The organism is Bdellovibrionota bacterium (genome assembly GCA_035292885.1).
In the GTDB taxonomy this organism is placed as follows: Bacteria; Bdellovibrionota_G; JALEGL01; order JALEGL01; family DATDPG01; genus DATDPG01.
Genome location: DATDPG010000043.1, coordinates 1 through 26,317, shown reverse-complemented (window position 1 = coordinate 26,317; position 26,317 = coordinate 1). Strand labels below are relative to the sequence as shown.

Below are 26,317 nucleotides of genomic sequence, written 5' to 3'. Positions count from 1 at the left end.
CGAAAGGCTCAAAGGGAAGACCCGTTACCACATTTTACTCCGCGCCCCGCGCGGCGCCATGGCGGCGGCGTTCGGCCGGTGGCTGGTGTCCGCGAGCCGGGCGCCCATTGAGAAGCACAAGGTGACGATCCGGCTGGATATCGACCCGCAGCGATTCTTGTGATACGCGCGGGGCGCAGACGTGCGGAAGACATTCGGACATAAGGTTATACGCCACTGGGCGGCCATTCTTCTCCTGGGCGTGACCCTCTCGCTCGGGGCGATCTCGCTCGTTAGGTCTGTGGGTACGCTGGGGCAGCCGTTTGCGGGCTTTTTTTTCGGACCCAATCTCTTGGTGGCGATCAGCCAACGGGAGCATTGGCCGGGGATCGAGGCCGGGCTTCGTTCGTTGGACCAAATCGTGGCCGTGGATGGGGTGCCGGTCGCCTCCGCGTCGGAAATCCTGACTCGCGTGGCAAAACATCAGCCGGGCGAAAGCTTGATCTACCACGTGGTTCGAAAAGGGCAGCCCCCGCGGGACGTGGGGGTTGCCGTCACGTCGATTTCTCTCAATGATTTTCTCATCGCGTTTTTGGCGCCCTTTGTCATGGGGCTTCTCTTTGTTTCGTTCGGCGCGGTGATGTATTTCGCGCAACCCGCCGCGCGGGGGAGTCTTCTCTATCTCGCGCTTTCGTGCGTTATCGGCATGTTCTGCATGGTGATTTACGAGGCGTACACGACGTTTACGTTTTTCCGTCTTACGCTGCTCTATCCGCTCATCGGAGCGCTCTCCGCGCACCTCTTCTCGCTCTTTTCGGAATCCCGATCCAATCGCTGGCGGACCCGATTTATTTATGGATCGCTCTATGTCCTGGCGATTGCATTGGTGACGCAAAGGCAGATTTCCCTCGGTCACGCACGTGAGTCGGTCATTTTGTCCCGTCTTTCGTCCGGTTATGTCCTGATGGCCCTTGCCGCAAACCTGCTGCTGTTGGCGCGCGCCTATCACCGGGCGACGCTTCAGGCCGCCCGAGACAAAATCAAGGTCATCGTGATCGCTCTTTTGCTGGCCAGTTCCGTGGTTGCGGCCTGGTCGCTGAACTTTCTTCTCGTCACCAAGACGTTTTATTTGGATGAAGGAGTTCTCCTCGCCTCGATCTTCCCGGTGTTCATGGGGTACGCGATTCTTCGAAGGAACGTCTTCGGCCTCGACCGAGTCATTCGTCTCAGTCTGAGCTACGGGATCGCTGCGGCCGTGATCGTGGCCGGATACCTCGCTTTCGTGGCCGCCGTCCGCGAATTTTTCCCTGGCGCCGTGGCGAAGCTTTCCACGGGGGGATTTTTGTTCATTCTGGCGGCGTTGGGGGCGGTTCTGTTCAACATGGTTCGACGGCGAGTCAACGTGCTCGTCCATCAGCTTCTTTTTCGGAACCAGTACGATTTGGCCGAGGCGCTTGCGGAATTGGACCGATCGATTGGCGCCGGACTTTCCGTGGAGGAACTGGCCGATCGAGTCGGCCGACGCCTCACGGAACTTCTCGGCCTGGAACGTACGGCGATGATTGTCTTGCCGACGCCGGCAAAGGCCAGCCCCGTTGTACGGACGTTTCGATGGGAAAACCCACCGGAACTGGAGCGTTGGGCCAGCCTGTTTGAAGCGGAGGGGTTTCTCGAAGAGCTCCGCGTTCGGGGTTCCGCCGCCGAGATTCTCGATCTGGAAGAGGAGATCCTGGACCGGTTCCGGCAATCTCTCGCGACACTTAAGGCGCATGAGATCGAGGTGGCGCTCCCTTTGGTGGCTTCCGGCAAACTTTTCGGTGTTCTGTTTTTCGGAAGAAAACTTTCCCGCGATCGATACGATCAAACCGATTTTAAGTTGCTGCAGCCGATCGCCGTGCGTGTCGGTCTGGGGCTCGAAAACGCGGCGCTGACGGCGGACGCCAGCCGACAGGGGAGACTGGCGGCGCTGGGGCAGGTGGCGAGCCTGATGATCCACGACATTAAGAACCCGCTCTCCACGATCAAGATCTCCGCCGGGACGATCAAGAATCGTTTCCGCGAGGGGGATCACAGTTACGAACTCGCGACTTTTATTGAAGAAGAAGTCGATCGAATGAATCAAAAGGTTCAACAGATTTTGACGTTTGCCAAGCCGGTACAGCTCTCCCTTGGACCTTGTTCGATCAATGGCCTGATTACCAGCGTTGCCGATGCTTTTCGTCCGCTGTTTGAAAAAGGGAAAGTTTCTTTGGCGCTGGATCTCACTTCGGAAGAACTACCGCTCGCGGCGGATGAACCGCAACTCCGCAGAGCCGTCGAGAATCTTTTGGTGAACGCCATGGAAGCGACTTCACAAGGAGGTTCCGTGACCGTCCGTACGGAGTCGGTCGGACGATCCAACGGCCATGCAAAAATGCTTTTGTCCGTTGAAGATACGGGCGCGGGAATGGAAGCCTCCATTCGGGAGCGGATTTTTCAACCGTTCTTTACGACCAAAGAGGGTGGAACCGGTCTCGGTCTGGCCATTGTAAAGCAGATCGTGGAGGAACATGGCGGGGAATTGGAGCTTCAAAGTTGGCCCGGCAAAGGGAGCCGATTTGTGATACATCTGCCGGCCAGCGGAGCTTAAGAATGCCATGGGAGCCGTAAAGCCAACCATTCTGATTGTCGACGACGAGCGGAGGATGTGCCGGTCGATCGAAATTCTCCTGCGCGAGCAGGGGCCCTTCGAAACGCAAATCGCGACCGACTATTACGGCGCAATCGAAAAACTCAAGGAACCCGTGGACTTGGTTTTGACCGATCTCACGATGCCGGGGAAAGACGGCCTGGAACTTTTGCGCGTGATCAAACATGACCGGCCGGAGCTCCCCGTTATTTTGATGACGGCGTATTCCACGGTGGAATCCGCCGTGACGGCGATGAAAGACGGGGCTCGAGATTACATCGTCAAGCCGTTTGAGAACCGAGAACTGCTTCGCCTGATCCGCCGGGCTCTCCCTCAGTCTGGAGACGAGGTCGCCGAGGACGCCGGAGAGAACAAAGAAAAGACCGACACACGGGGCCGCTTCGGAGACATCATCGGAAAAAGCCGCGTCATGCAGGAGGTGTACTACCGCATCGGCCGCGCCGCCGAAACCGATTCGACCGTCCTGATTACCGGTGAAAGCGGTACGGGAAAGGAACTCGTCGCCCGGGCGATTCATTTCAGCGGCAACCGGAAATCCAAACCGTTCGTGCCGATCAACTGCATGGCGGTTCCTGAGACGCTCTTGGAGAGCGAGCTCTTCGGTCATGAAAGGGGGGCGTTTACGGGGGCGGTTCGCCAACGGGAGGGACGATTCGAACTGGCCCAGGACGGCACGCTCTTTCTCGATGAAATCGGCGAAATGCCGCCCTCTCTCCAAGTGAAACTCCTGCGCGTCTTACAGGAACGGCAATTCGAGCGGGTAGGGGGAACGGCGTCGATCAAGGTGGACGTCCGGATCATCGCGGCGACCAATCGAAATCTTGCGGCGGCGGTTCAGAACGGCCGCTTTCGGGAAGATCTCTATTACCGTCTCAACGTGGTCACGATTGAAATGCCTCCCCTTCGGGACCGGCTCGAAGACCTTCCTCTCTTGATCAATTACTACGTAGACGAAAAGTGCCGGCGGGTTGGAGTGCCTTTGAAAACGTTATCGACCGAGGCGGGAGAACGGCTGCTCCATTACGATTATCCGGGGAACGTTCGCGAGCTTGAAAACTTGATCGAGCGCGCCGTGGTGATCTCGCGCGGGTCGGAGATTCAGCTGAGAGACCTTCCGATTGCCGGCGCTTCGATGGGCCCGCAGTGGGATCAGATATCGGTACCGGTGGAGGGGGGCCTTTCACTCCTCGGGGAAGTTCACTCTCGGCTCGAAAGGGATGTCATCGAACGGGCGATCCGCATTCATCCGGGAAAGTCGAACGGAGAATTGGCGGAACTATTGGGGACAAGCCGGCGGGTCCTGGAAAGCCGTCTGAAATTCTACAATCTACAGAAGGCCTAATGACGGCCGAAGAAACGAGCTTCCTTCCCTTACCACCCTCAGATTTTTAAGAGGTCCTGTTTGGGGGGGCATAAGCGCCCCAAAATAAACAGGACGAAGCCGTGGCTCGTTTACCTACTTAATTCTTCGCTTACGACCGGGGCCGTTACTGCAACAAGTAGGTGTCGAAGTGGGCGGGGTGGAACGATTCAAGTGTACGACGACGACGCTATTGTTCGGGTAAGGGAGATTGTTATCGTGCTCAAATGATACAACGTCCTGTTTTCCGTCCCCGTTGACATCCGCCGTCAAGAGTTCCATCGGCCAATTGGAACTTGCCGTCGGCATTACCGCCTGCGTGGTTTCGAAAAAGTTGCTGTTTCCGAGTCCTCGAATAACGATTTTGTCGAGAATGAACGATACTTGATTGTATTGGAGGCCGAGAAGGTCCAGTTTGCCGTCGCTATCTAGGTCCACGAGTGAAAATTGATTGATTGAAGTATACGCAAGGGGATGATTTTCAACTTGGGCAAAATTTCCCGCGCCGTCTCCTAAGAAGATCCTAACGGATGTGGAGTAGAGTCCAACCAGAAGATCGAGTAGCCCGTCTCCATTGAGGTCTCCGACCGCCAGGCTACTGGCAACCCCACCGGGCGTCAATTCATTGACAAGTTCGTGCGTTCCGTCGCCGTTCCCGCGGAAGATTCGGATCCAATAACCATGGAACGAGGCAATCAGGTCGTCGGCTGAACCATCTCGAAAAAGATCGGCAGCGACCATTTCGGAAAAGCCTGCGGTCCCAATGGGACCGACATCAACGCCATCCGTGCCCGCCGAAAAATTATTCGTGATAAAGAACGACCCGGCGTACGTGTTCGGGTCGAGAAGGCTGGCCACGATGTCGTTTTTCACTCCGCCGCGGTCAAAATCTCCAGCCAAAACCGAATACGTGTTGTTGAACCCGGGGCTCATTCTTTCCGTTCCCCTTCCTCCGCTGGCGTCAAAAGAAAAGCGGAGCGACTCCGGTACCCGATCGAATCGTCGAATCGAACGGAGACTTCCCGTGGGTACATAAAGATTCGTACAAAAGGCATCCGAGGAAGCTATGTCTCCATTACCGTAGTCCGCCGTGTGCGCGAGCGTGGTATTAGCCGCGTCGACGAACAAACCAGCTCCACCGTCGGACGCCAATCCCACCAAATAAGTCTGAGACCCGAGCCAATTGAAGTTCGAATCGTAACGATACGCCTCCAACGGAAAAACCAGCTCCTGAACATTTGATCCCGTCCGCCTGCATGCCACGGGCTTGGCGGAGGGAACCGTCAATGGACTGGCGTCCGCGGGCAAAAACCCCATGCTGATCGGGCCCGATACCGCGGGATCAAATGACATTCCCGCAAAGGCGTTGCCGACAGCAATGGAAACGAACCCATAGATAGCGAAACGGATCTTGTTCATTGATTCACTCCAATCTGAATGAGCAGGGACATGAGCAAGCTTCGAGCCAACTGTATTTGTAAGTTCGTATCGAAGCAAAAACAAACCAAATTCAGAAGTTATCGTCGATACGCAGCCATCAAAAATCCGATGAAATGAGCTTCGCTATGCAAATTGTATTGGCACAACGGTAATAAAAGTTTCGCCTGCTGAGATCTCGCCTACTTAATCAGAAGGTCCACGCCACGCCAGCCAGGATCAATTCAATGAACGTTGTTTTCGTTCGCACGAACAAAGGGCAGCGTCTGGGGTTCTCGTCCGTCGAGTTTTTTGCGGTGGTCACGGTTCGCATCCCGAATAAGCAGGAGGAACATTAGAAACTTCGGGAATTCCAAAGAAATTCCGTGAGTTGAAGGGGAATCGCCGGTGTGTTACCTTCCCTAACCTTTTTGAGGATTTATGGCGGAATTGGATCAAACGGTCTGTCAGCCCGGTTCAGCCTCTGAGACGCCGGAAGAAGACCTGAGCGTCAAATGGGGTCGAGACGGCCGCGTTCAGACCGTGGACGAGAAGAAATTCTCGTTTTGGAAGGACTACGTCTTCCCGAAAGCATTCTTTTTCACGGTCGGATTTCCGAAGGACTCGTTCGCTTCGGTCGACATCACGAATCGGTGCAATTTGCGCTGCAAACATTGTTATTTCTACGAGCAGGATGTCCCCGAGGAGATGACCGACGAAGCCTGGATTCAACGATTCGAGGCCATGTCCAAAGGGATCAATCGCGTCCGGTCCGTGACCTGGATCGGCGGTGAGCCGCTGCTTCGTAAAGATCTAATCGAGATCGGCAAGAAATATTTCCCGTACAACCTGATCGTAACGAACGGTCTCATCCCTCTTCCCGATTGGCGGGACGCGCTTTTTCACGTCTCGATCGACGGCGACGAAGTGGCGCACGAAAAGCAGCGCAATCAGAAGGGGATTTATAAGCAGATCATGAAAAACGTCGATCGCCCCGAACTCGACGTTTCCATCGCGTACTGCGTCTCGTCACTCAACCAGCACTGCATTGAAAAAGTATTGGAGGAATGGCGGGGAGTGGGCGTCAAAGGATTCTTGTTCAGTTTTTATACGCCGATCGAGTCGATCCACGATCCGCTCTTCCCCGGATGGGAGGCTCGGGACCGAATCATCGACCGCTTGATCGAACTCAAGGAAACGAAGTACGGCGATTACATTCACACCGAGTCTCGCGTGTTGGAACTGATGAAAAGCGCGAACTCAAAAAAGGTGACCGATAACTGCATTTTCATGACGAAGGGGATGGCGCTCGATCCGGTCGGTAAGCGAAAGGCCAAATGCATGATGGGAGACAAGGCCGATTGCGATCGTTGCGGTTGCGTCGTTCCGTTTTACCTTCACTGGCGGTCGGAAAAATCTCACATCGTGCGCGAAGTGTACGATGATCTGACCCACTTTTTCAGTTCCCGCGCCCGTCATCTCTGGGATCTTTCCTCGAACACACAATCGAAATAGATCTACCAAGCGGCCGCGCCGCTGTTGCTAGGCTGCGCCCAGAAAGGCACGGAGATTTTGCGCATCAGGCCGCAAGCTTCGAGGCTGCCGCGCAAAATGAGCGGAACGAGGAACGTTGGAACGCAGCCGGGGTTCTGTACGTTCATGCGGCTATCGCCTGGTGCGACGCGGTAACCGTTCTTACCGGGGGGAAACGGAGCGCCGGACAAAGCCACCTGAATGCGGCGACGCTCCTGGAAGATGTGGCCGTCGGGGTTCCAAAGGAAAAGAAGGAGGCCGCCAAGAATCTCCGCCTCATTCTCGACGCCAAGACGTCGGCTTCTTATTTGGGCGAGGCCTGGGACCGCGAGGATGTGAAACGGGTGGCGAAAATCTGCAAGGCTTTTTCGGGCTGGTGCCGATCGAACCTGAAGCGTTGAATCACACTTCTCTTCTTACTGTTCCGCTGCAGAAGCCAGTTTGGCAAGCGTATCGACCCGGATTTCGGCCAGCTCTTCGGGAAGGCGATCGCCGAGCCGTTCGAAGAATTCTTGGTGGCTCACCATCTCCTCCCGCCACGCGACCGGATCGATCCTGGTAATCTCTTCGAACGTCTCGCGGCGGAAATTGTCCAGCCCTTTCCAGTTGAGATCTTCGAAACTCGGCATATAGCCGATCGCCGTCCGGACACCGTTTTTCCGACCGGTGCAGCGCCCGATTACCCAATCGAGAATTCGCATGTTATCTCCGAACCCGGGCCAAACGAATTTTCCGTCCGACCCCTTCCGGAACCAATTGACGCCGAAGATCTTCGGCGGGGATTTGAGCTTTCGGCCGAAAGTCAGCCAATGCCGGAAATAATCCCCCATGTGATAGCCGCAGAAGGGGAGCATGGCGAAGGGATCGCGCCGGACCTTTCCGACCGTTCCCGTCGCGGCCGCGGTGGTCTCCGAGCCCATGGTCGCCGCGAGGTAGACGCCGCGATCCCAGTCCAGAGCCTCGTAGGCAAGAGGGACCGTCGTGCTTCGCCGCCCGCCGAAAATGAAGGCGCCGATGGGAACGCCTTTCGGATTCTCCCAGTCGGGGTCGATGGATGGATTTTGAAAAGCCGGCGCCGTGAAACGGGCGTTCGGGTGGGCGGCTTTTCGGCCGCAATCGGGCGTCCATTTTTGGCGCTGCCAGTCGGTCAATTCCGGCGGCGCCGTCTCCGTCATTCCTTCCCACCAGACATCTCCTTCCGGCGTGAGCGCCACATTGGTGAAAATCGTATTTTTCCGGATCGTCGCCATGGCGTTCGGGTTGGATTGTTCGGACGTCCCCGGCGCCACGCCGAAATATCCCGCCTCGGGATTGATGGCGTAAAGCCGGCCGTCGACTCCCGGTTTGATCCAGGCGATGTCATCCCCCACCGTCGTCACCTTCCATCCGTCGAATCCTATCGGCGGAATCAACATGGCGAGATTGGTTTTTCCGCAGGCGCTTGGAAACGCGGCGGCCAAATAGGTCTTGTCACCCTGAGGCGATTCCGCTCCGAGGATCAGCATGTGCTCGGCGAGCCAGCCTTCGTCGCGCGCCAGGACCGAGGCGATGCGCAGGGCGAAACACTTTTTCCCCAAAAGGGCGTTACCGCCGTAACCGCTCCCAAACGACCAAATGCTCCGCTCCTCGGGAAACTGGACGATGTATTTGTGTTCGCTGTTGCAGGGCCAGGGGACATCTTTTTGGCCCGGTTCCAAAGGTCTTCCGGCCGAATGGAGGCAGGGAACGTAAGGACCGTCGCCCAGGACCTCCCACACCTTGGCTCCCATTCGGGTCATCGTCCTCATGTTGACGACGACATACGCCGAATCGGTGAGTTGCACGCCGATGTACGAAAGTTTCGAACCGAGCGGGCCCATCGAAAACGGAATGACGTACATCGTGCGCCCCGCCATGGCGCCGTCGAAGAGCTTCGTCAGCGTTTTCTTCATCTCGGCCGGCGCGGCCCAATTGTTCGTCGGTCCGGCGTCCTCGCGGCGCTCGGAGCAAATAAAGGTCCGGTCTTCGACGCGGGCCACGTCCGATGGATCGGAAAATGCGGCGAACGAGCCGGGCCGCTTTTTGGGATTCAGGCGTGTGAACGTCCCCGATTCGACGAGGCGGTTGCATACTTGTTCGTATTCTTCCTGGGAACCGTCACAGAAATGGAGTTGACTCGGTTTGCAGAGAGCCACCATCTCCTCGATCCAGGCTCGCAACCGCTTGTTCTTCAAAGATTTTGGAAATGCCGTCACATGGTCCTCTCTTCGAGCGTGGGGTCTTTTACCACTCCGAGTCCGATTTCGCCACCTCGAAGCCTTCTGGGTGCGCTTCACGATCTGGATCAACCTTTGGCGACCAACGGCGAGGGAACCTCCGCCAGGCGAGGGCGATAACGCTCCACCCGGTTCCGGCCATGGCGTTTCGCAACGTAGAGCGCTTCGTCCGCCAGCGACATCAGCGCTTTTCCCCCTTCTTCCGCGGTGGGGCTGGCCAAATCTTTGATGGAGGCCACCCCCGCGCTCAGCGTCACATCGGTCCGGATTCCTTTGTACTCGAACCGATGCCGAGCCACCGATTCGCGAAGCCTTTCGGCGAAGCGAATCGCGTCGGCCACGTTCGTCTGCGTCAGGACGAAACAGAATTCCTCGCCTCCCGTTCGAGCGACGTAATCGCTTTCACGGCGGTTGGCGGCGAAGATCTGTCCGAGCTCATGGAGGACAAAATCTCCGAAGAGGTGGCCGTGCGTGTCGTTGATCTTTTTGAAGTGGTCGATATCGACCAAGAGGACGCAGAGTTCAAGAGAGTATCGATGGGCCCGCCGAAATTCCGCCGCCAGGACTTCGTGCAATCGGAAGTAATTGGCCAGGCCGGTCAGTCGGTCCGTGATGGAAAGGCGCGCAAGTTGGCGATTCTTAATTCCGAGAAGGCGGCGCTGGCTCAATACATGGCTGTAATGCTCCTGGATTCGATCGTCTCGGATACCGAGGGCGAGACCGGAGAGCACCAAAATGACCGTCGCCCCGACCTGCAAATAGGCATAAAGGAGCGGATTCCCGCCGATGTCGGCTCGGACGGCCGACCAAAAATCACCCGATTGAAGAATCAGGACGGGGCCGACCTGGATCAGCAACCAGCCGAGCGGCGCGGTCAGCGACAAGAGAAGGCCGACCAAAGGGTATACCCAACTCTTCTTGCGTTTTTTTTTCTTTCTCCTGGTCCCGGCCACGTCAGCCCTCCGACCCCGTTAGGATAGTGCCCTAACCGTGGTTCTCAAGGAATCATCCTTGACTTTTGGAGCTTTCCACATGAAAAACGAGGACTTTTCTCGGTTCGAAGTGCCTGAATTTTAGGAGGTTTTTGTTAGATTATGGTTCGGTATTCCATGAGTTCGATCTTTCGTATTTGGGTCGTCACCGCCGGCATGCTGCCTATAATGGCGGGGGCAGCCGAACCCGTTTCTGAGGTGACCCCTCAACCGACACCGACACCGGCGCCCGAAGTCTTCGATTTACCCACTACGATCCACCGAGCCCTGGCCATATCGCCCGCTATCGAATCGGCTCAGTCGTTTCAGGAATACGCTGAAGCTCGTCTCGCCGAAGTGAAGGGGGCCTATATCCTTCCGGAGACGCGCGTGCGTGTTTTGGGAGGGGTCGTGCCCGACATCCCTCCCGGATCGGGTCCGCCGAGTTTTCCGGTGGTCGACGGCGGTATTTCAGATTTGGGGCCTTTCATTCAGGTGCGGATCGAAGCTATTCAGCCGCTGTTTACGTTCGGAAAGCTTTCGAGTCTGAAGAGCGCGGCGCAAAGCGGAGTGGAGGCTCGAAAGGCGGGCGTCCTCTCGGTTCGAAATGAAGTCGTTTACCGCGTCAAGACGGTCTATCACGCGTTGTCGTATTTGTTCTCGCTCCAACAGTTTCTTGAAGAGCTGAGTCAACGGGCGGCGAAAGCCCGGGAGTTGGTCGAGGACAAACTCCTTCACCACAGCCCCGATACCACCGATATTGATCTCATGCGTCTGGATGTGTTTCAGGCGGAGACCGACCGGCGCCTGATCGAATTGAACAGCGCCGTCAAGCTCGGGTTGGCCTCCTTGGCGGTGCTCATTGAAGCTCCGCGGGACAAACCGATCGATATTCAGGATCACGATCTCCGATTCCGGGAGTTCGAGATTCAGCCTGAAATTCAATACATGGAACGGGCCAAATCGGCCCGCCCCGAATTGCGCCAGCTCACGGAACTGGTGGCCGCGAGACGGGCTTTGATTAAGGTTCAAGAGGCCGATTATTTCCCCATGTTTTACCTCGGCGGTTTTTATAAGTTCGCCGAGGCTCCCGGCCGGCAAGAGATCGATAACCCATATCTATCCGACGACTTCAATATCAACGTGGGCGGGGGAGGCCTCGGACTGGAGCAAAAGCTGAGTTTTCATATGACGACCGCGCGGCGCGACCAGGCGAAGGCGGAGTACCAGCAGGCGTTGGCCGATCAGCGTCAGGCATTGCAAGGGATTGAGCTGGAAATCAAACGAGCCATTTCGAACGCCGTGGCCCGGCGGGACAGCGTAAAGATCGCCCTCAAGGGATTCAAGGCGGGCCGAAGCTGGGTGACGGCCACGACGCTGAATTTCGGCGTCGGTTTCGTCCCCGCAAAGGACCTGCTCGAAGCGTTTGTCGCCTATTCGAAAGTGAAAGTATCTTTTTTCGACACGATTCACGAGTACGACTCCGCTGTCGCCGAGCTTTCCCGCGCGGTAGGGGAAGAAGTCACGGATTTGAGGTATTGAAGATGGGTCTGCCGCAGACAAAGCCCATGGATGAATCCACCGCCAAATTGGACAAAGAATCGCTGATCTTCCGTTCGGATATCAAATCGTGGTGGGTGCTTCGAGTCATGCGCCCGCTCGAGATTCTTTGCGTTCGAAACCGAATTTCTCCCAACTCGATTACGATCGCCGGCCTGGTGGTCTGTGTGTTGTGCGGAGTACTTTTCGCGACCGGCCACATTCTTACAGCGGGCTGGCTGGTGCTCTTGGGCGGAAGCCTGGACGTTTTGGACGGCCGCGTCGCCCGAGCGACGGGGCGAGTGACCCATCAAGGAGCCTTCTTCGACTCCGTGCTGGACCGTTATCAGGATTTTTTTCTTTTCGCGGGCCTGGCGTACTTTTATCGTGCTTCATGGGTCTTGCCCCTCGTTCTCCTGGCGCTGGGAGGGTCGATGGTCGTGCCTTACGCAAAGTCGAGGGCGGAAGCCTTCGGCGTGAGCCTCGAGCACGTCGGCGCCATGCAACGGCCGGAGCGGGTATTTGTCATCGGCTTCGGATCGATGGTGAGTTCCGTTCTGCAGGTTTCCCTCATGCCCTTCTACGGAAAAGGAAATCCGCCCGCGCAGCATCTGTTGATCTTCGGAATCGCGCTGCTCGCAGTTTCAACCAATCTTACGGCGGTCAAGCGAATCCGGTTCACGTTGCAACAATTACGGAACAAAAAGGAGTCACAATGAACCTTCCCGCAAAATGGATCTTGGCATTCTCCTTTACCGTCACCGTTTTATCGGGAGGGTTCGCAGCGCAGCCGCCCGTCCCTTCTTCGCCGGCGGCTGTTCCGGCCCCGGCGCAACCGAAATCCGCGCCGGCGAGTGCGCCGGTGAGTACGCCGGTGAGTACCATAGACACGTCCGTCGATTCACCCACGGCCGTCATCCAAAAGTACACGGACGAATTAAAATCTTTAGTGGATTTAAGCGTTCCCAAAGAACAGCGGAAGCTCGATGGCAAGAAAGAACAGAAGATCGCCGAGAAAGTCCGCCAATTTTTTGATTTTCAGTCCCTCGCCAGAATGAGCTTGGGACATCACTGGATGAGGATTACCGAAGCGCAGCGGAAAGAGTTTTCCGAACTGTTTATCGCCCTCGTGGAAGATTCCTATCTGCGGAGGACGCGCGATCTGATCGGCGATTACCAGATCACGTACGGCTCCGAGGAAATAAAAGGGAATCGGGCGAAAGTACGGTCCAAAGTGGCGCGCCGAGATGCCGACATCGAAATCGTTTACGAGCTTCACCGAAATCCGAAAAACTGGATGATCTTCAACATCATCCTGGACGACGTCGATCTGATCAAGAACTACCGAAGCCAGTTTAATTCCGTGATCGGAAAGTCTTCGTTCGCGAAGTTGCTCGACAAAATGCGCAAAAAACTGGATCAGGAAGAAGACGTCAATCTGTAAGCCAACGCAGGAGTGACTCGTGGTAGTGATGGCTCTGGAAATAGGGGATCATCAGGTCCATTATACGGGTGAGAACGAAAAAGCGGGTGGCGCGGCCCATGAGTTCGAAAACGAAGAATTTCAAGGGAGAGAGGCGGAGGGACCCGGAAAGCAGGGCCACCGCCGTAACGGGGGGGAACGCAATTGCGCCGGAAACAAAGAGAACGATCGAGGTGTATCGTTCGAATTTCTGAAGAGGGATTCGGTCCATTTGTCGGCGCCATTTGGGGTGGATACTCCGAGCGAAACGCCCCAGGGCGTACCACACCATGAACGCGGCCGTGGAGCCGACGCTGATGAGGGCTGCCGTCAGAAAAGGATCGACCTTTCCGGTCGCTAGGGCGGCGACGAGCACGACTTCATTGTTGAGCGGCCAAAAAAAGGGGCCCACGAAGGAGAGAAGGAAAATCAATAAATACGTCACGAGTGACCAGGGATTAATTACTGATGCGTCCGAGCGAAGTTCCACACCTAAAACAATAAGAAGATTTCCCACGAATTCCGGCTTTACAAAAAATACATCTACGAAAGTAAAGAATTGGGACCACCACAACTCCAAGCAAAATCGCCTCACAAATCAATGCAATATTTGATTCCAATCCAGTCTTTCTAAGAAGAAGAAAAGATCCGAAAAAAAAGGCTGGAATTGTGATTATGAGGCTGCGATTTGCCCAACGCATATTCCGTGAAAATTGTAGTTGCAGTCTCGTTAAATCAACGGTGTCGAGTTTATTTATGGAATGTCTGGGGTTCCGTTTAAGTTGCACCCCACATTGAGCGCAGTAGTCCCAATTGTAACTAGCAAGGATTTCTGTGGGCCTCCAGCGTGAATCACAGGATGGGCACTTCCAATTACGTCTATTGAATAGTACCAGGTAGGTGCCGAAAAGCATGGATGCTAAAACTGCCCCCATGCTAACCGATTCAGAAAGTGATTTCGAAATTGATTTAGTCATTATCACTAAAAAAATAAAAACAAAAAAAGTCCCACAAAATAATAACGTGGGTTTCAGCACTCTGCTTCTAAGTTTTGTGAACCTTTTTTCCACCTCAAGTAATTCCTCGTTATTTTGATTGTGTTGTGGGTCCATGGCTTATTAATACTCGATTTTCTCAGGAGGTCGTATTTTCAATCCTATTTGGTCTCGGAATGTACATAAAGGCACCGGAATCGAATGCAATTGTTGCGTAAAATCATGCAACTTCATGTGGTCGAAGTACTCGTGTAAGATGAACGATCTTATGACACACCGGCCCTCCTTTTGAAAATGGATTCACGCCAAAACAGTTTTTCCCGTTGGGACCGCTGGCTGCGGCAAGCGGGGGATCGCTTCGGTGCCACGGTAAGCGACGGCAACCGCCTTGAAACCCTGATCGATGCGCATCGGTTTGTCCCTCGGATGCTGGAGGCGATTGCGGAGAGTCGATCTTCGGTTACGTTCCAGTTTTACAACATCGAAGCGGACGAAGGCGGCCGGCCGTTTGCGGAAGCCTTGATCGAGGCCCGCCGGCGGGGTGTCGTCGTCAAAGTCATTTTCGACGCCGTGGAGATGTTTCTGGAAACCAACGGTCGTTGGGCTTTTCTGCCGTTCCAAACGAAAGCCGTTCGCGATGAGCGGCGGGCGACTCGCGAAATGATCCGGGAAATGGAAAGGGCGGGGATCGAAATTTTCCGCTACGGATGGAAATACGGCCTCTGCCGTCACCACTCGAAGTCGCTCGTCGTGGATCATCACACAACGTTCATCAGCGGCTTCAATCCCACGGCGCACAATTTCGGTTGGCACGAGGTCTGTGTCATCGCCCGCGGACCGGTCGTGACGGAAGTTCAGCGCCGGTTTATGGAAGTTTTTCTCGATTCGGGGCCATCGAACCCTCTGCCCCGAACCGAGGCGAGGATGGAGGGCGCTTCGGAGGGTGTTTCGGCGACAGCGACGGTGATCGCACATCGACCGTATTACGGCGACCGGAAACTGAAATCCTTTTTGCTCGAGGCGATTGCAAACGCCGAACACTCCATCTGGATAGAAAACGCCTATCTTTCCCATGGAGAGATCGTGGAAGGCTTGCTGTGCGCGAGGCGCCGCGGCGTGGGGGAGCTTCATTTGATCGTTCCCGAAAAGAGCAATCACGCCACCGTGGACCGCTCGCTGCGGCGCAACTTTGGCCGCTTGGCGAGCGAGGGAATTCAAACTCACCTTTATTCATCCATGACACACGCAAAGGTGATGGTCATTGATGAAGTCTTCGTTTGTCTCGGGTCGTGTAATTTTGAAAGTTTTTCCCTCGACCGTCAGAACGAACTGAATCTGGTTGCGATCGATGCGGATGGAAAGCTGGCCGGCGAACTTCGGGAGACATTGTTTGCCCCGGATCTCCGGAAGTGCCGAGACGCGGTGGCGGAACCCTTCACGGTTCCCGCCTCCTTAGAGGCTGAGAAGCCGGTCTCCGTCGCCGTCGGCGACTGAGGGTTCCCGTAAGCCGTTACAAGCGATCCAACACGCTTTCGTATTGGTCCGGCGTCACAATCACTGTTTCGCTGTCCGGAAAATTCTCCTCGAATTTCTTGAGGCCTTTGGCCGTCTTCTTGGCATTCGATTTCACCTCGATAGCGATCTGCCGTTTCCCGTACTGGTACACGTAATCTACTTCCGCCTGGCGATCCCTCCAATAGAACAAGCGTCCGGGTTTACGTAAGAGTGCCATGCCCACGATGATTTCAAACGCACGCCCTTCCTCCTCGGGACCGAGGTCCGCATCCACGGTGGCTGAATATAGAGCGGGACAGAGGGGCAACAACTTAGGCGACGAACTTCTGTGCAATACCGGTCGCTTGGAGAATTTGAATAACGGCTTGACGAGAAAGGCCCCTTCAAACAGTTCGATATAATACTTTACGAGATCCACGTTTCCTTTGTCCTGTAACTGGCCCAAGAGCTTCGTGTAACTGACCTCCTGAGCGGGATACGAGCAGATGATGTCAAAGCATTGTCGGAACAGAGCCGGAGACTTCACACGCGCTTGGCTTAAAATGTCCTTTCCGATGACAGCATCCACAATGGATTCTTTGACGTACGAGAGCCAGCCTGAACGATCGGAAATCAGGGGGTAGCTTCCAGGATATCCACCGAATACAAGATACTGCTGGAAAGATAGGCCGTAGGCTTTCTTGCTCTCAGAGAAACTCCAGGGCCACACCTTGTGTAATTGAAACCGACCCGCCAGGCTCTCACTCAATCCCTTCTGAATCGTTAGAGAGCTGGAGCCGAGAACGATCACTTTAAATTTGCGGCTCTTTTTTTCGTCCCAGAGTTGCTTGAGCGCCTCCGACCAGCGTTCAATTTTTTGGACCTCATCCACAACAAGGATGACATTTTGAGATTTTGCCTCTGCCAACTTCCATTGTTCGAACAGCCAGTCGGCTCCCTTTGTGATGGGACCATCGGCGGACGCGTAATGGTACGGGCTTGAAGACCGACTGAGGAATAACTGAATGCCTGTAGTCTTGCCCACCTGTCGCGGTCCGATGACAACCTGAATGAGCGGATGCCGACGGGATAGATTCTTTCGCAACGCTTGGAGAAAGGGCAGCTCAATCAGCTTTGACATATCGAAAGATTAACCTATCAAAATCAGTAGGTCAACCTATCAAAATGTAGGTCCTCCAGCCGCGACATGTTGTTCGGATCAGTCGAGTTCAACGATCTTGTCGCCGTCCACCGTCAGGACGGTGAGCTTTCGAACGGCGTCTCTGCGGCCGGAAAAATCGGTTTCGCCGGTGACTCCGGGGTATTTCGCGATGCGGTTCAGCGCCTCCGCGAACGCGCGCCGGTTGTCGGGACGATCGTTGGACAAAACCGAAAGCGCCATCGAAACGGTGTCGTAGGTTTGGGCTTCCAGGATTCCGGCTTCACTTCCGTAGACCCGATAAAAACGCTCCATGAATTCCGGCGTGGGCGGTTCCTTCTTTTGAGGGAAGAAACCGTCCAAAAAGAGCGCTCCTTGCAGGTATTTTGCGCTGTCCCCCTTCAGAAGTTCGGGCGTGTTCCAGACGTTGGTTCCCAGAACCTGAACGCCGCGGACGTCGTAATAGGCCAGCGTCGGAACGATCTGTTGAACCCGGTCGAAGCCGTCCGGAATGAAGATCGCTTCGAAATCGACGATCGGAGGAAGGTTGTCTCGGGGATAGCAGGGACGAGCTTTACCGGTTGGATCGGACGCCCGGGCCTTCGATTCTGCTTCGGAGCAGATTTGGTTCTGTCGCAGTTCAATCGGTTCCAAACCGACCAGTCGCTTGAGCGGCGGGCCAAAATCGGGTTTGTCCGGTTCGTAGCTTTCGGCTCCCCGAATTTCACCGCCGCGGCGTGTGAACTCCTCGAAGAAGAACGTCATGAACTCGATGCCGTACTTGTTTCTCGGGTAGAGGATCGCCGCTCTCCGGGTGCCCAAAATATCGATGGCGAGGTGCGCAAGTCCGGAGGCCTGCGCCGATTTGGTCAGGCCGTTTCGAAAGATCGTGCTTCCCAGCTCGGTGATTCCCTCCGCAGCGCTCAATGAGATCACCGGCAATCCATAGTCCAAGGCCGTCAGGGCAACACTTTGGCTCTGTTTCGAAAGCAGGGGGCCCACGGCGGCAATGACCTTTCGTTCGCGGACGAGGCGCTCCAGTGCGGCAACCGCTCTCTCCGGGTCCTCCCCCGTATCCTCGATATAAAGCGTGAAGGGAACGCCGCTATTGGTTTTCTGAAAGACATTCATTGCGAGCGCGGCACCCTGGAGCATTTGGTCGGCGAAGATCCGATTCGAGCCGGAAAGAGGCACCAGTAGGCCGATCGCCCGGGAATCCACGTCATCGCTCCGATAAAGCGTTTCCGATAACGCCACGGCGGCTTGAGCGTACTCATGGCCCGAATGGCGGTTTAAGAAACGGGTGACCCATCGCTTGGCTGTTTCCGCGTCGCCCGCGTGATAGGCGAGTTTGGCCAGTTTGAAGGCGGCGTAATCGGCCGGGAATTTCTCGTCGCGGGTTTCCACGATGCGTTCGAGATCCGCCGGATTGGAAGACCGATCGAGGGCCTCAATGATCTCGTTTCGGAGGTCGAGCGCTCTCCGCGGTTCGGCCGTCGCATCGAATACGGACACGAGCCAGGGAAAAATACGATCCGTGAGCTGACCTTTTTCAAACGCCGACCGGGCGATCTTTTCGAGCGATTCACGCCGGTCGATCGGGAGTTCCTTCCACTGAACCGCCGACAGGATTTCGGCCGCCGAGCGATACTCTTTCTTATTGAACAGAATCTTTCCCAAGTCTTCTTTCGCGAAATTGGCGGCATCCCCTTTCGGATACCGAGCGATCAACGTTTGAAGGAGCGGAACCGCGTCGTCCGGTTTCTTTTGAAGACGCTGAATTTGGGCCAATCGAAGAAGGGCGTTATCGGCGTAGCTCGACGTCGGCATTTGACTGACGATCCCCTGGTACCGTTGCGAGGCGTCCCGATACCGTTTCATTTGGAGGAACTGTTCCCCTTCTTCGTAATCCATCTTCGACGCTTGCTCCACCGTCACTTCCAGTCCGTTTCGCATGACCGTGGGCTCTTTTACGCAACCGCAGAAAAAGGCGAGAAGAAGGGCGAAACCGAGAAGGCTTTTATTGGGAGACACGGCTGTAAAGCTTTTCGGCGATCTGGTGCGTGATCTCGTTGAGCAGCGTGAGAGCTTCTTGGATCACGCCGATCTCCTCGCTCTCAACGGCGGCCGTCGCCTTTTCGAGGGACTCCTCCAGCTTCACCCGCTCCTCTTCACTTAATTTGGCGGAAAGCTCCTTGTACGACCGCTTCGTCGAATAAAGTAACCCTTCCAATTCGTTCCGCGCGTCGGTGACCCGCTTTTGCGCCTGATCGTCCGCCGCGTGGGCTTGGGCATCGTTGATGATCCGGCCGATCTCATCTTCCGTCAGTCCGCTCGTCGGCGTAATCCGCACGCTCTGCTCGCGCGCCGTCGCCATGTCCTTCGCGCCGGCCGACATGATTCCGTTGGCGTCGATATCAAACGTGACTTCGATTTGAGGGATTCCGCGAGGCGCCGGAGGAATTCCGACGAGTTCGAAAACGGCGAGAGATTTGTTGTCCTTGGCCAGCTCGCGTTCTCCTTGCAGGACGTGGACACGCACCATGTTCTGATTGTCGATCGTGGTGGAGAAGACTTCGCTCTTCCGCGTGGGGATCGTCGTGTTCTTGGGGATCAGCTTGGTGAAAACGCCTCCCTGCGTTTCGACACCCAGCGAGAGCGGCGTGACGTCCAGAAGAAGAACTTCGTCCACTTCCCCTTTGAGAATGCTCCCCTGAATCGCGGCTCCGATGGCGACCACTTCGTCCGGATTGATTCCCTTGGCCGGTTCCCGCTTGAAAATCTCTTTGGATTTCTCGATGACCTTCGGCATGCGGGTCATCCCGCCCACCAGGATCACTTCGTCGATCTGGGAAACGGCCAGGCCGGCATCTTTCAAGGCCGTTTGACAGGGGCCGGCCAGGCGTTCAATGAGATCTTCCACCAGCATTTCAAGTTGGGCGCGGGTGAGCTTGGTATTGAGGTGCTTGGGTCCGCTGGTGTCCGCGGTAATAAACGGGAGGTTGATATCGGTTTCAAGCGAAGAGGAAAGCTCATGTTTGGCTTTCTCCGCCGCTTCCTTCAGACGTTGGAGCGCCATGCGGTCCTGCCTGAGGTCGATGTTGGCCGACTTCTTAAAGGACTCGACCAGCCAGTCGACGATTCGCATATCGAAATCTTCGCCTCCGAGAAACGTGTCGCCGCAGGTGGCTTTGACGTTGAAGACGTCGCCGGAGAGTTCCAGGATCGAAACGTCGAACGTGCCGCCTCCCAAGTCGAAGACCGCCACCATTCCGTTCTTTTTCTTGTCGAGCCCGTACGCCAAAGCCGCGGCCGTCGGCTCGTTGATGATTCGCTCCACTTCAAGCCCCGCGATTCTCCCCGCGTCCTTGGTAGCCTGTCGCTGGCTGTCGTCGAAATACGCCGGAACCGTGATCACCGCTTGGGTGACCTCTTCGCCCAGGTAATCTTCGGCCGTCTCCTTCATTTTTTGAAGGACCATGGCGGAAACTTCCGGCGGACTAATCGCCTTGTCGCCCATCTGAACCCAGGCATCCTGGTTTTTCGACGGGACGATTTTAAAGGAACAAAGTTCGATCGATTTCTTGACCTCGGGCGAATCGAATTTCCGTCCGATCAGGCGCTTGATGGCGTAAAGGGTCCGTTCGGGATTCGTGATGGCCTGCCTTTTCGCAACCTGGCCGACCAGCCGCTCGTTTCGTTCGTTGAACGCCACCATGGAAGCGGTGGTCCGGGAGCCCTCGGCGTTGGGGATGACGACCGGTTCGCCCATCTCCATGATCGCGACGCAGGAGTTGGTCGTTCCGAGATCAATTCCGATGATCTTCGCCATGGGAAACTTTCACTATACCTCGATTATTCGTTTGTATCACGATCGGCCCGACCCTCCCCTTCCGAAGCCGGTTCCTCGGGCCCCGATTCGTCGGGCCCTTTGGAGACCGTCACCAACGCGGGGCGAATCAGGCGGTCATGAAGAAAATACGCCTTTTGATGCTCTTCGATGACCGTGTGCGGAGGATGCTCGGCGGAGGGGACATGGTTCACCGCTTCATGGATCAAAGGATCGAATTTCTCTCCCGCGGCGGACCGGCTTTTCACGCCGAATCGCTCCAACGTGCTTTTGAGCTGGTTGAGAATCAATTCTACGCCGGTTCGGATCGACTCGGCATCGGTGGCTTTTCGGGAATGTTCCACCGCGCGTTCAAAGTTATCCAGGATCGGAATGACATCGCGAAGCAATTGCTCGTTTCCGTAACGAACGAGCTCCGACTTCTCCTTTTGGGTCCGCTTCCGGAAATTATCGAAGTCCGCCGTCACGCGGAGCAAGCGATCGTACATTTCATCCGACGGCGGGGGGGGGTTGTCCTGTTCCGTTCTTGCTTCCGAAGGTTCCAGATCCTCTTTCTTGGCCGGGACCTGATTTTTCTCGACGCTTTTCATCGCCTCGTCGATGAGTCCCGGGTCGATTTCCATTTTCGGATCCTTTTTCGTCATCTCTGGTTCTCGTGCAAAACGTCGGTCACGATCTTCGAAGTGAATTCCACCAGCGGGATGATGCGCGCGTAGTCGAGGCGTGTCGGGCCGATGACCCCGAGCAGTCCGCGATTTCCCTCGCTGTCACTGTAGGCCGACGTGACCAACGTCAGGCCGTTGATTTCCGGGCATTGAATCTCTTCGCCGATGAAGATCTTGACGCCGGGAGAGGCCAACGATTGATCCAAGGCCTTGATGATCGCCGTTTTCTCTTCCAGCGCACGCAGAATCAGCTGCATCTTTTCCAGATCCGCGAATTCCGGATCCGAACAAAGATGGCTTTGGCCCTCAATGTGCACGTCAGGCGGCATGTCCGAAAAAACCCGTTCACCGAGGATTAGGGCTTGCGTCAGCAACTGATCGTAAAGGCTCTGGGCCTTTTTCATTTCGAGCAGAATCTGCTGGCGCACCTTGGCGATCGTCATTCCCGCGAGGCGGTCGTTCAAATAATTATGCATGCGGTCCAATTCCGTTTGAGTGTAACCGTGCCCCATCTCCAGAATCTTGTTCTCTACGATTCCGGTGGCGGAAACCAAAATCACCAAAACGAGCCGGTCGCGGAGCCGGATGAATTGAATGTGTTTCAGGCTTCGGGCGTGGGTCGGAGGAACCATGGACAGGCCCGGCTGGCTCGCTTTCGCGGAGATCAGTCGACAGGCCTCTTTCAACACCTCACCCAAATCCGTGGCGCCGGCGTGAACCCGTTGGCGGATCTGGTCCTTCTCGTCCGCCGTCAGCGGCCGCAGCCTCATCAACTCGTCGACATAAAAACGATACGCCTGGTTGGTCGGAACGCGGCCCGATGAACTGTGCGGTCGAACGAGATACCCCCGTTCTTCCAGTTCAGCCATAACGGTGCGGATGGTCGCCGGGCTTAAATGGATCATTTTCTTCCGGGCGATCTGAAGGGAGCCCACCGGCTCGGCCGAAACGATGAAATCGTGCACAACGGCGTAAAGAACCTCCCGTTTTCTTTGGGAAATATCGCTCACGGCAAGGATAAGTGCCGGAAATTCAACAAAAAGTCCAGGGCTGGTTGCCCGACGAAGCGGGGCGGATCACCTCGTGATCAGCTCACGAAAGATTTCATTGGAGAGAAGCATTCCTTGCGGCGTGAAGGAGAAATGGTCGCCGTTCTGGCGAACATGGCCTGTGGAGGAGAAACGGGCGATGGCTTCAAGAGCGTGTGAGGGAGCCGGAAATTTCAGATCATGGCTCAGCTCTTGGAGATTGACGCCGCGGCTAAGGCGCAGGCCGGTCATCAGCCGCTCGCCAAAGTGGGTCTCCACTGAAAGGGTTTCAGATTCTTCGGTGGGGAGCGATCCGGCTTCCACCGCGGTGACGTAGCGCGAAAGATCCCGCGGATTCCACCATCGGATGAATTCCGACGATCTTCGCTGAAACGAATGGGCGGAAACTCCCACGCCCCAATAGTCGCCGCCGGTCCAATAGATCAGGTTGTGGCGGGCTTCAAATCCCGGCCGGGCGTAATTGGAAATTTCGTACTGGATGTAGCCCTGTTCCTGAAGAAACTGCCGCCCGATCAGGAAAAGCTCCGTCTGAATCTCCTCCTGCGGAAGCCGCAACGTTCCACGGTCCAGTTCACCGCCAAACGGCGTTCGGGATTCGACCGTGAGGTTGTACGCGGAGATGTGATCGGGCTCCCACGGCACGATATCGGAAAGCGTTCGCGCCCAATCTTCTCCTGTCTGGGCTTCCAGGCCGTACATCAGGTCTACGCTGAGATTCTTAAACCCGCCGGAACGGAGTTGGTCGTACGCGTGCCGGGCGATGGTCCCATCATGTTCGCGGCCCAAGCGACGCAATTGATCCGATCGGAGCGTCTGAACGCCGAGGCTGGCGCGATTGACGCCAAAGTCACGCCAAGTTCGAACGCGGTCTTGCGTCACGGTTTCCGGGTTGATCTCCATCGTTATTTCCGCGTCGCGATCCAGCGAAAAAGCGGAACGAATCGAGGAAAGAATCGAGTCTAGGTGAGCGGAAGAGAGAAGGCTCGGCGTACCTCCGCCGAGGAAGATCGTCTGCAGGGGTTGGTTTTTCCGCCAGCCGAATCGCTCGCTCTGTCGGATTTCTCGGACAAGTGCCCGAACGTAGCGTTCGACGTCGGACGGCGTCGGCAGGGGGCGTGTGTAGAAATCGCAGTAAGGACATTTTTTCGTGCAGTACGGAATATGCACGTAGAGACCCAGGGGTCGAATGGGAAGACGTTCGCTCATCGTGGGAAAAGTTCATGCCCAACTTCTTAAATTTGTTCAAGTTATTCTATAAATATGACTATTTACATGATCTAGTATCTAGTTCATGATTGACTCATGATAAAATTGAATATCCACCAGGCGAAAACCCATCTTTCTCGGTACCTTGCCCGTGTTCTTCAGGGGGAGATCGTGCTTCTCTGCAAACGAAATTCGCCGATTGCGGAGATCCGACGGCTCGCTACCAAGCGTACGCGTCGCCGGCCCATTGGGCTTGCCAAGAACCAGTTTTCCATCCCGAAATCGTTCTTCGATCCCTTGCCGTCGGATGTGGAACGGGGATTTCGGGGCGAGGGATGAAGATCCTTTTGGACACGTGCACGTTTCTCTGGATTCTCTTGGATGCTCCCGAACTTTCGGAATCGGCTCGGGCGTTGGTTATGGATCCCGATAATGAGATCTTCTTGAGCGCGGTTTCCGACTGGGAAATCGCCCTCAAATGGTCGTTGGGCCGCCTCCCGTTTCCAGATGAGCCCTCGAAGTACGTTCCCGCGCAACGGAACAAGCACGGGATATCTTCCCTAGCCCTGGACGAGGAATCAGCGCTTCACGTCATTCGACTCCCTGAATTCCATCGGGACCCCTTCGACCGAATGCTCGTCAGCCAGGCGCTGGTGCACGGTCTGGTGATTTTAACTCCCGATCGTCTGGTTTCCCAGTATCCGGCGCGCGTCACCTGGTAGCGGTCTCTTTACACCGCCGGGCAGGTTGGATAGCTTCCCTCCCCCCATGGGTTCCCGGCGCGCGCGCTCTCAAAAAATCGTATTTCCGTCCGGACTGGTCCTGGTTCATGAGTCGGCTCGCGCCTCGCCGGCCGTAGCCTACCATCTGTGGGTGAAGGTCGGTAGCGCCCATGAGAGTCGCGCCGAAGGGGGTGTCTCCCACTTCCTGGAGCACATGTTGTTCAAAGGGACCGAGAACCGGGACGCCATTCAACTAAACGACGAGATCGAGAACCTCGGCGGAAACATCAACGCCTTCACGAGCTTCGAACAGACGGCCTATCATCTTCAGCTTTCCAATCGTTTCTGGCGCGAGGGGCTCAACGTCTTGCTCGATATGGTCTTTCACGCGCGTCTGGATGAAGAAGAAATGGAAATCGAGCGACAGGTGATCCTGGAAGAGTTGCGGGAGGGGAACGATGCGCTCGACAATGTCCTGGGCGAGAAATTTTACGAAGTGCTCTATCCCGATCATGGATACGGCCGGCCGGTCATCGGGACGATGGAGTCGGTGCGCGGATTGCGGCACGCGGATCTATGCTCCTATTTCCATCGTTGGTATCGACCGGACAACATGATTCTCGCGGTGGCCGGCGACGTGGACTGGCATTCATTGGTCGAGGCGGTCCGGGAACTATCGTCGGATAACGATCCCACGGATCCGCTCGTTCCAACGCAGGTCGGGAATCCCGCGAATCTCGACTCTCTCCGCTATGTTGCGGTCACGCGCGGAGAACAAGAGCGGATTCTCGACCTCGCTTTTTCGATCCCCGGAGTCGACCATCCCGACGTCCCCGCATTGGATGTCCTCTCGTATGTTCTAGGGGAAGGAGAGGTCTCCCGCCTTTATCGTGAGATTCGCGTCAAACAGCAACTGGCGAGGTCGGTCGGCTCCAGCATGTTTTCCCCCTTTAAGACGGGAAAATTTGTGATTCAGGGACTGCCGTACGAAGAAAGGGACCTCGATCTCCTTAAATCTTTTCTCGAGCAGATTCGTTTGCTGCACGAAGAGGAAGTATCCGCTACGGAACTGAACCGCGCGAAACTCAATCTGGATAAGGAAATCGTTTTTAACGACGAAACGGTCGAAGGAAGGGCGAAGTCTCTGGCCTATTATGAGACCGTATTCGGTTCCGTGGAGTACGAAGCCAAATACAGGGATCAAATCTTTTCCGTCACCGAACGGCAGGTTCAAGAAATCACGCGCCGTTATCTCGACCCTCGGCAGATGGGGATCGCTCTCTTGCGGCCGAAATCGGAGCAGGCCCCTTCGCTCGAGCAGTTGCAGGATCTCGTCGATCAAGCGATGCGTCCGAAGACACAGCGGCGGGCGATGGTCGGCGTTCCGTCGCTGGATGCGGACGTGGAGCGCTGGAAGCTCCCCGGCGGAGTGCGCGTGGTGTTCCGCCATTTTCCCGGGGTCCGGATCTCGAGCCTTTACGCCTCCGCCGTCGGCGGCTTGTGGGCCGAGAGTGCCGACGTGAACGGCATCTCTCAATTGATCGCATCGACGGTGGATCGCGGCACCGCCTCCCGGTCCGACGAGCAAATCGCCGAGGAGAAGATTTTTCTGCAAGCCGAAATGGCTGCGGTGGCCGGAAAGAGTTCCCAAGGCCAGCGGATGGACGTGGTCAGCGGAAATCTTCTCTCCGCTCTCGATCTTTTCGCGGACGTTTTGATCGATCCGCTGTTCGAGGAATCGGTGGTGGAGCAAGAACGCACGGCGATGCTGCGCGAACTGGAAACGCAGAAGGATTATTTCGAAACGAGAACGAACAATCTTTTCCTGGAGAGCATGTTCCCCGGACACCCTTACGGCTTTAACCTTTTGGGGACGCCCGATTCCCTTCGCCGATTGACGTCGGAGAAACTTCAGAAGCACTACCAGGCGGTCGTGCGGCCTGAGCGGCTGGTGATCGGAATCGTAGCCGACG

At 55.9% G+C, this 26,317-nt stretch carries 20 protein-coding genes and 1 pseudogene; 11 read left to right on the top strand and 10 right to left on the bottom strand.

What is annotated here, in order from left to right; translation table 11 throughout:
- Positions 1–181: 181 nt before the first annotated feature.
- Together VI895_03615 and VI895_03610 are read left to right on the top strand one after the other, a co-directional pair.
- A complete protein-coding gene (locus tag VI895_03615; protein ID HLG18890.1) occupies positions 182–2,608 on the top strand; it encodes an ATP-binding protein in 2,427 nt (808 codons plus the stop codon).
- 7 nt (positions 2,609–2,615) lie between these two features.
- Complete coding sequence (locus tag VI895_03610) at positions 2,616–4,010, top strand: sigma-54 dependent transcriptional regulator (GenBank protein HLG18889.1); 1,395 nt, start codon at positions 2,616–2,618, stop codon at positions 4,008–4,010.
- A 114-nt stretch (positions 4,011–4,124) separates the two neighbouring features.
- Here the strand turns inward: VI895_03610 and VI895_03605 are convergent, their stop codons facing one another.
- Positions 4,125–5,447, bottom strand: a complete 1,323-nt coding sequence (locus tag VI895_03605) for a VCBS repeat-containing protein (protein HLG18888.1) — start codon at positions 5,445–5,447, stop codon at positions 4,125–4,127.
- Between the two features lie 438 nt (positions 5,448–5,885).
- Between VI895_03605 and VI895_03600 the strand changes: the two genes are divergently transcribed.
- Both VI895_03600 and VI895_03595 read left to right on the top strand, forming a co-directional pair.
- Positions 5,886–6,959 carry a radical SAM protein gene (locus VI895_03600; protein ID HLG18887.1) on the top strand — a complete coding sequence of 358 codons (1,074 nt, stop codon included), beginning with the start codon at positions 5,886–5,888 and terminating at the stop codon, positions 6,957–6,959.
- 242 nt (positions 6,960–7,201) lie between these two features.
- On the top strand, positions 7,202–7,378 hold the full coding sequence (locus VI895_03595; GenBank protein ID HLG18886.1) for a hypothetical protein: 177 nt from the start codon (positions 7,202–7,204) through the stop codon (positions 7,376–7,378).
- Positions 7,379–7,393: 15 nt separating this feature from the next.
- Here VI895_03595 and VI895_03590 read toward each other — a convergent pair whose 3' ends face one another.
- Both VI895_03590 and VI895_03585 read right to left on the bottom strand, forming a co-directional pair.
- Entirely contained in the window at positions 7,394–9,211 is a 1,818-nt protein-coding gene (locus tag VI895_03590; protein ID HLG18885.1) for a phosphoenolpyruvate carboxykinase (GTP), read from the bottom strand.
- 89 nt (positions 9,212–9,300) lie between these two features.
- Positions 9,301–10,185 (bottom strand): GGDEF domain-containing protein, encoded by an 885-nt coding sequence (locus tag VI895_03585; protein ID HLG18884.1) that lies wholly within the window; start codon positions 10,183–10,185, stop codon positions 9,301–9,303.
- Between the two features lie 141 nt (positions 10,186–10,326).
- Here VI895_03585 and VI895_03580 point away from each other — a divergent pair, with 141 nt between their 5' ends.
- From VI895_03580 to VI895_03570, 3 genes are read left to right on the top strand one after another with little or no spacing between them, the layout of a single operon-like run.
- Positions 10,327–11,745: a TolC family protein gene (locus VI895_03580; protein ID HLG18883.1), complete on the top strand. Its 1,419-nt coding sequence runs from the start codon at positions 10,327–10,329 to the stop codon at positions 11,743–11,745.
- A gap of 2 nt (positions 11,746–11,747) precedes the next feature.
- Complete coding sequence (locus VI895_03575; GenBank protein ID HLG18882.1) at positions 11,748–12,461, top strand: CDP-alcohol phosphatidyltransferase family protein; 714 nt, start codon at positions 11,748–11,750, stop codon at positions 12,459–12,461.
- Entirely contained in the window at positions 12,458–13,186 is a 729-nt protein-coding gene (locus tag VI895_03570) for an ABC transporter substrate-binding protein (protein ID HLG18881.1), read from the top strand. Before VI895_03575 ends, VI895_03570 begins: the two co-directional genes overlap by 4 nt.
- Here VI895_03570 and VI895_03565 read toward each other — a convergent pair.
- Complete coding sequence (locus VI895_03565; GenBank protein HLG18880.1) at positions 13,176–13,721, bottom strand: VTT domain-containing protein; 546 nt, start codon at positions 13,719–13,721, stop codon at positions 13,176–13,178. The genes VI895_03570 and VI895_03565 overlap by 11 nt on opposite strands.
- A 772-nt stretch (positions 13,722–14,493) precedes the next feature.
- Here VI895_03565 and VI895_03560 point away from each other — a divergent pair.
- Positions 14,494–15,693: a phosphatidylserine/phosphatidylglycerophosphate/cardiolipin synthase family protein gene (locus VI895_03560; protein ID HLG18879.1), complete on the top strand. Its 1,200-nt coding sequence runs from the start codon at positions 14,494–14,496 to the stop codon at positions 15,691–15,693.
- 16 nt (positions 15,694–15,709) lie between these two features.
- On the opposite strand, the gene VI895_03555 is transcribed toward VI895_03560, so the two are convergent.
- The 6 genes and pseudogenes from VI895_03555 to hemW form a co-directional block, all read right to left on the bottom strand.
- Positions 15,710–16,834 (bottom strand): ATP-binding protein, encoded by a 1,125-nt coding sequence (locus VI895_03555; protein HLG18878.1) that lies wholly within the window; start codon positions 16,832–16,834, stop codon positions 15,710–15,712.
- 78 nt (positions 16,835–16,912) lie between these two features.
- Positions 16,913–18,682, bottom strand: coding sequence for a penicillin-binding protein activator (locus VI895_03550; protein ID HLG18877.1), 1,770 nt, complete (start codon positions 18,680–18,682; stop codon positions 16,913–16,915).
- Between the two features lie 202 nt (positions 18,683–18,884).
- A pseudogene (dnaK, locus tag VI895_03545) lies at positions 18,885–20,684 on the bottom strand (molecular chaperone DnaK).
- Positions 20,685–20,707: 23 nt separating this feature from the next.
- Positions 20,708–21,346, bottom strand: a complete 639-nt coding sequence (gene grpE, locus VI895_03540) for a nucleotide exchange factor GrpE (GenBank protein HLG18876.1) — start codon at positions 21,344–21,346, stop codon at positions 20,708–20,710.
- Positions 21,343–22,377, bottom strand: coding sequence for a heat-inducible transcriptional repressor HrcA (gene hrcA / locus VI895_03535; protein ID HLG18875.1), 1,035 nt, complete (start codon positions 22,375–22,377; stop codon positions 21,343–21,345). The genes grpE and hrcA overlap by 4 nt, the downstream gene beginning before the upstream one ends.
- A gap of 66 nt (positions 22,378–22,443) precedes the next feature.
- Positions 22,444–23,622, bottom strand: coding sequence for a radical SAM family heme chaperone HemW (hemW, locus tag VI895_03530; protein ID HLG18874.1), 1,179 nt, complete (start codon positions 23,620–23,622; stop codon positions 22,444–22,446).
- Positions 23,623–23,718: 96 nt separating this feature from the next.
- Between hemW and VI895_03525 the strand changes: the two genes are divergently transcribed.
- The 3 genes from VI895_03525 to VI895_03515 all read left to right on the top strand — a co-directional run.
- Positions 23,719–23,961, top strand: coding sequence for a type II toxin-antitoxin system Phd/YefM family antitoxin (locus VI895_03525; protein HLG18873.1), 243 nt, complete (start codon positions 23,719–23,721; stop codon positions 23,959–23,961).
- Positions 23,958–24,344, top strand: coding sequence for a type II toxin-antitoxin system VapC family toxin (locus tag VI895_03520; GenBank protein ID HLG18872.1), 387 nt, complete (start codon positions 23,958–23,960; stop codon positions 24,342–24,344). The genes VI895_03525 and VI895_03520 overlap by 4 nt, the downstream gene beginning before the upstream one ends.
- Before the next feature lie 46 nt (positions 24,345–24,390).
- Positions 24,391–26,317: insulinase family protein (locus tag VI895_03515; protein ID HLG18871.1), on the top strand; the 1,927-nt coding region annotated here is incomplete at its 3' end.